Annotated in this window: 10 protein-coding genes; 5 read left to right on the forward strand and 5 right to left on the reverse strand. The window is 68.8% G+C overall.

The window, feature by feature from the left end; all coding sequences use genetic code 11:
* On the forward strand, window positions 1-1,211 hold a 1,211-nt coding region (locus tag ABDW35_RS24260), incomplete at its 5' end, for a cobyric acid synthase (RefSeq protein WP_343716437.1).
* Window positions 1,212-1,261: 50 nt separating this feature from the next.
* A complete protein-coding gene (locus tag ABDW35_RS24265) occupies window positions 1,262-1,981 on the forward strand; it encodes a hypothetical protein (protein ID WP_343716438.1) in 720 nt (239 codons plus the stop codon).
* Window positions 1,982-2,005: 24 nt separating this feature from the next.
* Here ABDW35_RS24265 and cbiB read toward each other — a convergent pair whose 3' ends face one another.
* The 4 genes from cbiB to ABDW35_RS24285 are packed head-to-tail and all read right to left on the reverse strand — an operon-like array spanning window position 2,006 to window position 5,713.
* Window positions 2,006-2,977 carry an adenosylcobinamide-phosphate synthase CbiB gene (gene cbiB / locus ABDW35_RS24270; RefSeq protein ID WP_343716439.1) on the reverse strand — a complete coding sequence of 324 codons (972 nt, stop codon included), beginning with the start codon at window positions 2,975-2,977 and terminating at the stop codon, window positions 2,006-2,008.
* Between the two features lie 31 nt (window positions 2,978-3,008).
* A complete protein-coding gene (locus ABDW35_RS24275; protein ID WP_343716440.1) occupies window positions 3,009-3,530 on the reverse strand; it encodes a hypothetical protein in 522 nt (173 codons plus the stop codon).
* A gap of 5 nt (window positions 3,531-3,535) precedes the next feature.
* Window positions 3,536-4,597 (reverse strand): hypothetical protein, encoded by a 1,062-nt coding sequence (locus ABDW35_RS24280; RefSeq protein WP_343716441.1) that lies wholly within the window; start codon window positions 4,595-4,597, stop codon window positions 3,536-3,538.
* A gap of 9 nt (window positions 4,598-4,606) precedes the next feature.
* Window positions 4,607-5,713: an SPFH domain-containing protein gene (locus ABDW35_RS24285; RefSeq protein ID WP_343716442.1), complete on the reverse strand. Its 1,107-nt coding sequence runs from the start codon at window positions 5,711-5,713 to the stop codon at window positions 4,607-4,609.
* A gap of 88 nt (window positions 5,714-5,801) precedes the next feature.
* On the opposite strand from ABDW35_RS24285, the gene ABDW35_RS24290 reads away from it, so the two are divergent.
* The gene (locus tag ABDW35_RS24290; RefSeq protein WP_343716443.1) at window positions 5,802-6,287 is read left to right on the forward strand and encodes a GNAT family N-acetyltransferase; all 486 of its coding nucleotides are present in this window, start codon (window positions 5,802-5,804) and stop codon (window positions 6,285-6,287) included.
* Between the two features lie 40 nt (window positions 6,288-6,327).
* Here ABDW35_RS24290 and ABDW35_RS24295 read toward each other — a convergent pair whose 3' ends face one another.
* Window positions 6,328-7,872: a glycosyltransferase gene (locus ABDW35_RS24295; protein WP_343716444.1), complete on the reverse strand. Its 1,545-nt coding sequence runs from the start codon at window positions 7,870-7,872 to the stop codon at window positions 6,328-6,330.
* A 236-nt stretch (window positions 7,873-8,108) separates the two neighbouring features.
* On the opposite strand from ABDW35_RS24295, the gene ABDW35_RS24300 reads away from it, so the two are divergent.
* Window positions 8,109-9,044, forward strand: coding sequence for a 2-hydroxyacid dehydrogenase (locus ABDW35_RS24300; protein ID WP_343716445.1), 936 nt, complete (start codon window positions 8,109-8,111; stop codon window positions 9,042-9,044).
* A gap of 201 nt (window positions 9,045-9,245) precedes the next feature.
* Window positions 9,246-9,783: MBL fold metallo-hydrolase (locus ABDW35_RS24305; RefSeq protein ID WP_343716446.1), on the forward strand; the 538-nt coding region annotated here is incomplete at its 3' end.

The raw sequence follows: 9,783 nt of genomic DNA on the forward strand, positions 1-9,783 counted from the left end.
GGGCCCAGGTGATCGTCCAGGGCCGCCGCATCGCCACGCTGAAGGCCCGCGACTACGCCGTACGAAAGCCGGAGTTGCTGGCCGCGGTGCTGGACAGCTTCTCCCGGCTGTCGGCCGACACCGACCTGGTGCTGGTCGAAGGCGCCGGCAGCCCGGCCGAGGTCAATCTCCGCGCCGGCGACATCGCCAATATGGGCTTCGCGGAGGCCGCTGACCTGCCGGTGGTGCTGGTGGCCGACATCCATCGCGGCGGCGTCATCGCCAGCCTGGTCGGCACCCATGCGGTGATCGCGCCGGAAGAGGCCGCGCGGATCCGCGGCTTCATCGTCAACCGCTTCCGCGGCGACGCCGCGCTGTTCGCCGGCGGCGTGCGCATCGTCGAGGACCGCACCGGCTGGCGCGGCCTCGGCATCGTGCCGCACTGGCCCCAGGCCGCCCGCCTGCCGGCCGAGGACGCCAACGCCCTGGCCGAGATCGAGACGCCGCGGGGCCGGGCGATCACCGTCGCCGTGCCGGTGCTGTCGCGCATCGCCAATTTCGACGACCTCGACCCGTTGCGGCTGGAGCCGGATGTGGCGGTGCGCATGGTGCCGCCGGGCGAGGCGCTGCCCGGCGACGCCGATCTGGTGCTGCTGCCGGGGTCGAAGTCGACCATCGGCGACCTGGCCTTCCTGCGCGCCCAGGGCTGGGACATCGACCTCGCCGCCCATGTCCGCCGCGGCGGGCGGGTGCTGGGCCTCTGCGCCGGCTTCCAGATGCTGGGCCGCCGGCTGCACGACCCGGACGGCATCGACGGCCCGCCGGGCTCGGCCGACGGGCTCGGGCTGCTCGACCTCGAGACGGTGATGACGCCGGAGAAGAGCTTGGTCGCCGTCACCGGCACGCACCGGCCGACCGGCACCGCGATCCGCGGCTACGAGATGCATGTCGGCCGCACCGAGGGGCCGGCGCTCGCCCGGCCGCTGCTCGACCTCGACGGCCGGCCGGACGGCGCCGCGTCGCCCGACGGCCGCGTCGCAGGCTGCTATGTCCACGGCCTGTTCGCGGCCGACGGCTTCCGCGCCGCCTTCCTGGCCGGCCTCAAGCCGCGCATGGGGGAGGGCTTGGCCTATGACGCCACGATCGACGCCACGCTGGACGGCCTGGCCGACCATCTGGAACGGCATCTGGACCTGGCGGCGCTGGCCCGGATCGCTGGTTTGCATATATAGTTTCAACAACAATGAATTGTCGTGTCCGTTCATTTAAATGGTGGAGAGTGATGAAATTGTTGATTGATAATTCGATTAGAGCCGACGCAATTAGATCCGAACACGGCTTTCTGAAATTGGAGGGGACCGGTGAGATTGGTCGCAATAGTCATGCGATATATGCACAGAGAGTCAGGCCAGATCGGAAGGATTGGCGACAGGGAGAGATTGATGTCCTGCCGCAGATAGCGGATCTCATACGGAAAGGGCTTGTTAAAGGTTGCATAACAGACGAGCTAGAACTTGAAGCCCTTGCCGCAGAAAAATTTCCTTCGCCAGTTCTTGAGGATATATTTGACGGTTGTATCTTGGAAAAAATACCTGCCCCGATTGATCGCTCGAAATGGGGTATGGATATGGATCAAGCTTTAAGTAGAGAGCAGGTAATTAAATATTGCGAAGGCTTCTTTCTGACTCCTGCGGATAAGCGGATCGAGGCCTTTATTTTAGGGGTGAGGAAGAATCCTCGTCTCAGTCTTTCTGAATTCGAGGAAAATTGCTTGAGAAATGTTCGAATTTTCCGAGAAATTTGCAGAGGTATCGATAGGAAACATTACCCTGATGCATTGCATCTGTGGACCGCGGAAGAGAATGGAGTGGATGTTTTCCTTCTCAACGACAAAAAATTCATTAATGTAATTTCGCGGCAAAAAGTGGATCTCCATTGTAAATTGATGCTTCCGACCGAGTTTATTAAATATATCAAGGAAATGAGTGCCGGTATGCCGTGAGGCACGACCTGCTGTCTCACTTCTCTAGCCCAGCAGCGCCGCGACCACCGTCGCCAGGACCAGCACCGTTCCGGCGCCTTTGGCGACCTCCAGCGCCCGGCGGATGTCGCGCGGGGTCGCCTCGGCCCGGCCGCCATCGCCCATCCAGGCATCGGGCACCACCGTGCCGTGGTACTGGCGCGGCCCGGCCAAAGCGAGGCCGAGGCCGCCGGCCATCGCCGCTTCCGGCCAGCCGGCATTGGGCGAACGGTGCTTCGGCGCGTCGCGCCACATCGCCCGCCACGCCGCGCCGATGCGGCCGCCGCCGAAGGGCGCCGCCAGGGCCAGCAGGGCCCCGCACAGCCGCGCCGGCACCAGGTTCAGGACGTCGTCCAGCCGGGCCGAGGCCCAGCCGAAGGCCTCATGCCGCGCCGTGCGGTGGCCGATCATGCTGTCGGCAGTGTTCACCGCCTTGTAGACCAGGATGCCGGGCAGGCCGAGCAGCGCGAACCAGAAGGCCGGCGCGAACACGCCGTCGGAATAGTTCTCGGCGTCGCTCTCAATCGCGGCGCGGCAGACGCCGGCCATGTCGAGGCTCTGCGGGTCGCGGCCGACGATCATCGATACGGCGCGGCGCCCGCCCTCCAGCCCCTCCAGCTCGCAGGCCGCGGCCACGGCGGCGACATGATCGTGCAGGCTGCGCTGGGCCAGGAACACGGCGGCGATCACGACCTCCAGCACCCAGCCGAAGGGCAAGGCCGCCAGCAGGGCGGAGAGGCCCCAGCCGAGGCCGCCGGCCAGCAGCACCAGCAGCAGCGTCGTGGCGATGCCGGCGATGCGGCGCCGGGCCGGGGCATCGCCGTCATGGTTCAGCCGGCGGTCCAGCCAGCCGATCAGCCGGCCGGTCAGCGCGATCGGATGCGGCAGCCGCCGCCACAGCCAGGGCGGGTCGCCGATCACCGCGTCGAGCAGCAGGGCGGCGGCCAGGATCCAGAGATGGTGGGAGAGGTCGAGCATCCCCACGCTCTGGCCGTCCCGCGCGCCGGGGTCAAGCCCGGCCTGACGGAGCGGCGGTCAGGCGTCGCCACACGGTCCAGGCGATCACCGCCAGGCCGCCGAGGATGCCGGAGGCGTAGCTGGCCAGATGGGCCCAGGCGGCGGCGGAGAAGGCGACATGGATCTCCGCCGGCAGCAGCGGCCCCCAGCCGCCCGGCACCGGCGACCGGCCGGACGCCACCGACCAGGCGCCCCAGGCTCCGGCCGCGATGGCACACAGCGCCATCGCGCCCAGGAGCCGGAGAATCGCCGGGCGGAGATCGGCCAAGCCCAGCCGGTTGCCCCGGCCCAGCCGTGCCGCGACCGCCAGCATCAGCCCGAGCGGCAGCCCGACCCACCAGGTCGCCAGCACGCCCCAGCCGATCGCCAGCAGGAAGGGCGATTCCGTCGGGAACACCGGCGGGTGGGCGATGGTGAAATACTCGACGCAGAGATGGGCCGTCACCTGGTCGTGCAGGATGCCGTAGGCGATGGCGGCGCCGAGCCCAAACAGGATGATCCGCAGCGCTTCCATCGCTGTCAGTGCTTGCCGTACAGCATCGAGAAGACCACGACGGCGACGAGCGCGGCCAGCACGGCGAGGCCGATCTTGACCCAGCTCCAGGGCCGCTGGCCCTGCACCTTGCCGGTGCGGCCGTTGATCACGAAGCTGTAGCCCTTGCCGCCGTAGCGGAAGCTGTTCAGCCAGACCGGCAGCAGCACATGCTTGAAGGTCACGGCGTCATAGGCCGTCCGCAGGCTGGCGATGGTCTGCCTGTCGCCGCCGATGTCGTCGCAGACGTCGCGGCGGATCACCCCGTCCATCTTCTGCTTCGCCGCCTCGAAGCCGTCGGCGAGGCCGAGCTGGTAAGTCTGGGCGCCGAAGCCGCGCAGATAGTTCGGGTCGTAGCCGGCCAGCTCGGTCAGGTCCCAGGGCTCCAGCCGGTCGAGATAGGCCTGCGGCAGGGACTGGCTGGCGACCACCAGCACGTCGTCGAAGTCGCGGGAGACGGTGCCGCTGCACGGAGTCCAGCGGATCTCGGTCTCGGTGCGGGTCTTGTCGCCGTCCTGCACCACCCGGGTGTAGGTGACGCCGCGCTGGCCGGTGTAGTCGCTGGTGGTGGCGGCGTCGTAGGTCCAGTACGGCACATACATGCCGATGAAGCCGTTGTCGGTCTTGGCCAGGCGCTTGACGTCGTTCGGCGCGAACCACAGGCCGGACAGCCAAGCCTCGTATTTCGACCGCGCCGCCTTGGCGTCGAAGCCGAAGGGCAGCACCGCGCCGGGGCGCAGATGGGTGACGGCCCGCGATTCGAGCACGATCGGCGTGCCGCAGAACGGGCAGCGCGACGCCTGGATCGCCGGATCCAGCTGGAACGCCGCGGCGCAGCGCTTGCAGGTGATGACCGGCACCGTCTCGGTCGCGGCCGATCGCTCGGCCTCGGCCAGCCCGGTGGCATAGTCGATCTCGGCGACGGCCGACCAGGGCGAGGCGGCGATCGGGTTCTCATGCCCGCAATAGGGGCATTTCATCGCCTTGGTGCCGGGCGCGTATTCCAGCTGCGCGCCGCAGGACGCGCAGGTGAAGGCCATGTCCGCCATGATCGCGGATCAGGCCTGCGGCAGCGGCGGCGGCTGGTCGGTGAACAGCGTGGCCAGGGCCGAGACATCGCCGGCCTTGGACCAGTTCGCCATGCCCTGGGCCCAGACCAGGCTGTCGCGGGTCAGCTGCCCATCGCGCACCAGCCCCTGCAGCTGGGCGGCCTGGAACGGGCCGGCCTGCTTGCCGTCGATGGCGACGTGGTACGCCTGGGACCCCGGCAGCGGCGGCGGCGCCGCGCCGGCGGCGGGCGCTTGGCTGGCCTGCTGCACCGCGCCGCCCATGGCGGAGGCGAGCCCGCCGGCGGTGGCCATGCCGATGCCGATGCCGGCGGCGCCACCGGGGTTCTCGGCCGCGGCCTTGATCGCCTCGGCGGTCTGGTACTGGGTGTAGCGGCCGAGATCGCCGACCACGCCCATGCTGCTGCGCCGGTCCAGCGCCTGCTCGACCTCCTCGGGCAGCGACACGTTCTCGACCAGCAGCGTCGCCACCTCCAGGCCGTAGGCGTCGAACTCCGGCTGGATCGCGTCGCGGATCACTTGGCCGACCTTGTCGTAATTGGCCGACAGGTCCAGCACCGGGATGTTCGCCTTGGCCACCGCGCCGGCGAAGCTGGTGACGATCAGGTTGCGCAGCTGGTTGGTGATCTCGTCGGTGGTGAAGCGGCCGTCGGTGCCGGCGATCTCGCGGATGAAGGCGGTCGGGTCCTTGACCCGGATGGCGTAGGTGCCGAAAGCGCGCAGCCGCACCGGCCCGAATTCCGGGTCGCGCAGCATCACCGGGTTCATCGTGCCCCATTTCAGGTCGGTGAACCGCTTGGTGTTGAGGAAGTAGACCTCGGCCTTGAACGGGCTCGCGAAGCCGTATTTCCAGCCCTGCAGCGTCGACAGGATCGGCAGGTTCTTGGTCTCCAGCGTGTACATGCCGGGCTGGAAGACGTCGGCCACCTTGCCTTCGTTGACGAAGACGGCGACCTGGCTCTCGCGCACGGTCAGCTGCGCGTTGTACTTGATCTCGTTGTTGTGCCGCTCGAACCGGTAGACGATGGTGTCCTGCGTGTCATCGGTCCATTCGATGATGTCGATGAACTCGCCGCCGATCTTGCTCCACAGGGACATGGCCGCTCTCCGTCGCCGGCCCCCACGGGCCGGACTCGCAGCGACGATACTATCAGCTTGGGACCAAAAAGAGGCAGCGGGGGAAGGGATGCCGGAGGTGACGGTGCGGCCGGCGGGGCCGGGCGATCGCGCGGCGCTGCGGGCGGCGCTGGTCGACATGCAGGAGTACGAGCGGGCGCTACACGACACCCGCCTGCCGGGCCGGGAGACGGCGGGGCCTTATCTCGACTGGCTCGAGGGCCATGCGCCGGAGCGCGGCGGCGTGATCCTGGTGGCGGTGTCGGCTGCGGGCGACCTGGCCGGCTTTTCCGCCTGCTGGGTGCAGCAGGACGACCTGATCTCGGAGACCGCGGATTCGAACCGCTTCGGCTATGTCTCCGACGTCTACACCGCGCCGGCCTGGCGCGGGCACGGCGTCGCCGGGCGGCTGCTGGCGGCGATCGAGGCGCATCTGCGCGGCACCGGCGTGGCGCGGATGCGGATCGGCGTGCTGGCCAGCAACGACAGCGCCATCCGCGCCTATCGCAAGCACGGCTTCGAGCCGTATGAGATGGTGCTGGAGAAGCGGCTGTGACCGGACGGGCCGGGGAGGATCGCTCCGGCCCGGCGGATGATCAGCTTCGGGTGTTGGGCTGCGACGCCCGGGCGGCCGGGGGCGCCAGCTTCACGGCCGGCATGGTGCGGGGCAGGGCCTTAGGGTCGAGCCGAAGGTCGTAGCGCTCGGCCAGCAGGGCGGTGCCCATGATCAGCAGGCCGGTGCCGGACACCACCAGGAATGGCAGGTACCAGGCCAGGTCGGTCAGCACCATGCCCAGCAGCACCACGCCGGCCGCCGTCTCCGGGATGCCGCTGCCAGCGCCGCTGCGGTAGCCGGAGCGGCGCGAGCTGCCCTTCTTCGGCGTGCGCACGAAGCCGCTGCGCCGGCCGAGGAAGGCCTCGATCACGCCGCGCGAATTCGAGATCGAAAGACCGGCGTTCAGCGCCATGGTGGCCAGCATGTCCATCACCGCCTGGCCCAGCCTTTCGCGCCGCACGGCCAGGCGGCCGGAGACCAGGAAGGCGGCGGTGCCGGAGATGCCGAGCACGGTCGAGACCACGCCCAGCACGGTCAGCGCCACCGGCTGATCGAAGCCGATGCCGAGGAACATCAGCGTGTTGACCATGGCCAGCGCGCCCAGCGGGTAGAACAGGCACTGCAGCAGCTGCAGGCTGACCACGACCTTGGTCTTCGGCGGGAAGGAGGAGCGCCAGATCGTCGGCAGCAGCTTGCAGGCGACCTGGGCGAAGCCCTTGGTCCAGCGGAACTGCTGCACCCGCCAGGCGGCGATGCTGGACGGCAGCTCGCCCGGCACGGTGATGTCGGACAGGTAACGGGCGCGCCAGCCCTTGAGATGGGCGCGCAGGCTGAGGTCCAGATCCTCGGTCAGCGTGTCGGCCTTCCAGCCGCCGGCATCGTCGATCGCGGCGCGGCGCCAGATGCCGCAGGTGCCGTTGAAGGGCAGGGGCAGGCCGGTCATGCTGCGGGCCGGCTGCTCGATGCCGAAATGCGCGTCCAGCATCAGGGTCTGGGCGCGGGTCAGGCGGTTCTCGTCGCCGTTCAGATGCTCCCAGCGGCCCTGCACGAAGGCCAGCTTCCTGTCATTCTCCAGCACGCCGACGGTGCGGCGCAGGAAGTCCGGCCGCGGGATGAAGTCGGCGTCGAAGACGGCGACATAGGGGTGGTCGGTGACGGCCAGGCCGGCATGCAGCGCCCCGGCCTTGAAGCCGGTGCGGTCGACCCGGTGCAGCCGGTGGGCGTCGATCCCGGCGGCGCGCAGCTCCTGCACCGCCGCCTCGGCGATCTCGCGGGTCTCGTCGATGCTGTCGTCCAGCAGCTGGATCGTCAGCTTGTGCTGCGGCCAGTCCAGCGCGGCGGCCGCGCCGAGGATGCGGCGCACCACATGCCGCTCATTGAACACGGGGATCTGGATCAGGACCCTGGGCAGGGCGTCATCCGGGGTCGGGGCCGTCCGCTGGGCGGCCATGCTCTGCCCCTGCGACTGGTGCCGCCAGAAGGTGATCGCGAGCCAGAGGAGATTGCAGGACAGGAGGCACAATAGCGTCAGCGCGATGGCCAGTAGACCGTAGACGCTGAATTCGAAGATCTCCAAGGGGGTCAAGATGGCCCGGCCTTTTCTTGCGTATATTCAGAACTCAAAACAGCCGACTCATGTCGTTGTTCCGTCAGTGTACCGTATCGGCACTCTGCCGGCATCAAACGCAGCGGAACGTGGCGCCAGCATGGCAGGCATCGGCCGGTCCCGTGAAAATGACGACCGGAATGGCTTGAATCGTCGGACTTGTACGATAGGCTGGCCGGCGGCCCGACGCTCCGGGGCCGCAAGAGGAAACCGCCATGACCAAACCCGTCGTCCTCGCTCTCGCCGGTCTGATGCCGGGTCCCTTCGCCGAGCTGGAGGCGAATTGCACCGTGCACCGGCTGTGGGAGGCCGAGGATCGCGAGGCGCTGATCCGGCGCGTGGCGCCGGAGGTGCGCGGCATCGTCACCGGCCCGGGCGTGTCGGCGGAATTCATGGACCGGTTTCCGGCGCTGGAGATCATCGGCAATTTCGGTGTCGGCTACGACAAGGTCGACACCGCCCACGCCAAGAGCCGCGGCGTGCGGGTCACCAACACCCCCGGCGTGCTGGATGATGAGGTGGCGGATCTCGGCCTGCTGCTGATGCTGGCGACGGCGCGGCGGCTGTGCGTCGGCGACCGCTTCGTGCGCGCCGGCAAATGGACCCAGGGCGGCCTCCCGCTGGCCCGCAGCCTGCGCGGCAAGCGGCTGGGCGTGGTCGGCATGGGCCGGATCGGCCAGGCGGTGGCGGAGCGGGCGAAGATCTTCGGCCTGTCGATCGCCTGGCACGGCCCGCGGGCGAAGCCGGAGATCGATTATCCCTACTATCCGGACCTGGTCGCGCTGGCGAGGGACAGCGACGTGCTGGTGCTGTGCTGCCCGGGCGGCGCCGCCACCCACCACATCGTCAACAAGGCGGTGATCGAGGCGCTGGGGCCCGAGGGCATCCTGGTCAACATCGCCCGCGGCACGGTGGTGGACGAGCCGGAGATGGTCGCCGCCCTGGTCGACGGCCGGCTGGGCGCCGCCGGCCTCGACGTGTTCGAGTTCGAGCCGAAGGTGCCGGAGGCGCTGTACGGCCTCGACAACGTCGTGCTGCAGCCGCATGTCGGCAGCGCCACGGTCGAGACCCGCAACGCCATGGCCGACCTGGTGGTCCGCAACCTGCTGGCCCATTTCGCCGGCCAGCCGCTGCTGACGCCGGTGGTGTGACCGGGACGGGGGCGGCCGCGCCGCCCCCAACCGTCCAATGATCCTGATCTCCGAGGGGCGATTTGCGACGCCCTGCGACCTGAGGGACAGGACACCTATCCCCTGGCATAGCCCGTCCTCTCCCTCGACCCAATCGATCGAGCCCGCGCCGCGCCGTAGCGTCGCCTCGATGCCGTGCAAGGCGGTCAGCAGGAGATGGACATGGATTTGCAAGACACTTCCCACCCCGGTCGGTCGGGACCCGAGGAGCTGGTGCCGTCGCGCTATGCGGTGCGGATCGGCGAGATCGACGTGCTGGTGGTCAGCGACGGCGTGCTGCCGCTGCCGACGGCGATGCTGGCCCACAATGTCGACCCGGCGGTCCGGGCGGCCTGGCTGAAGGACATGTTCCTGCCGCCGGATGCGTTCGACTGGGCGCTGAACGCGGTCGTGGTGCGCAGCGGCGACCGGACGATCCTGGTCGATGCCGGGCTGGGCTTCGACCCGGACCTGCACCTGCCGCGGGCCGGGCAGCTGATCAAGCGGCTGGAGGCCGCGGGCATCGACCTCGGCTCGGTGACCGATCTGGTGCTGACCCACATGCATATGGACCATGTCGGCGGGCTGCTGGTCGAAGGGGTGAAGGAGCAGCTGCGCCCGGACCTGCGGATCCATGTGTCGGCCGCCGAGGTCAAGTTCTGGGAGCAGCCCGATTTCTCCCACGTCTCCATGCCGCCGGGCTTCCCGGACGGCACCAGCG

This window comes from Inquilinus sp., assembly GCF_039594555.1.
GTDB lineage: Bacteria > Pseudomonadota > Alphaproteobacteria > DSM-16000 > Inquilinaceae > Inquilinus.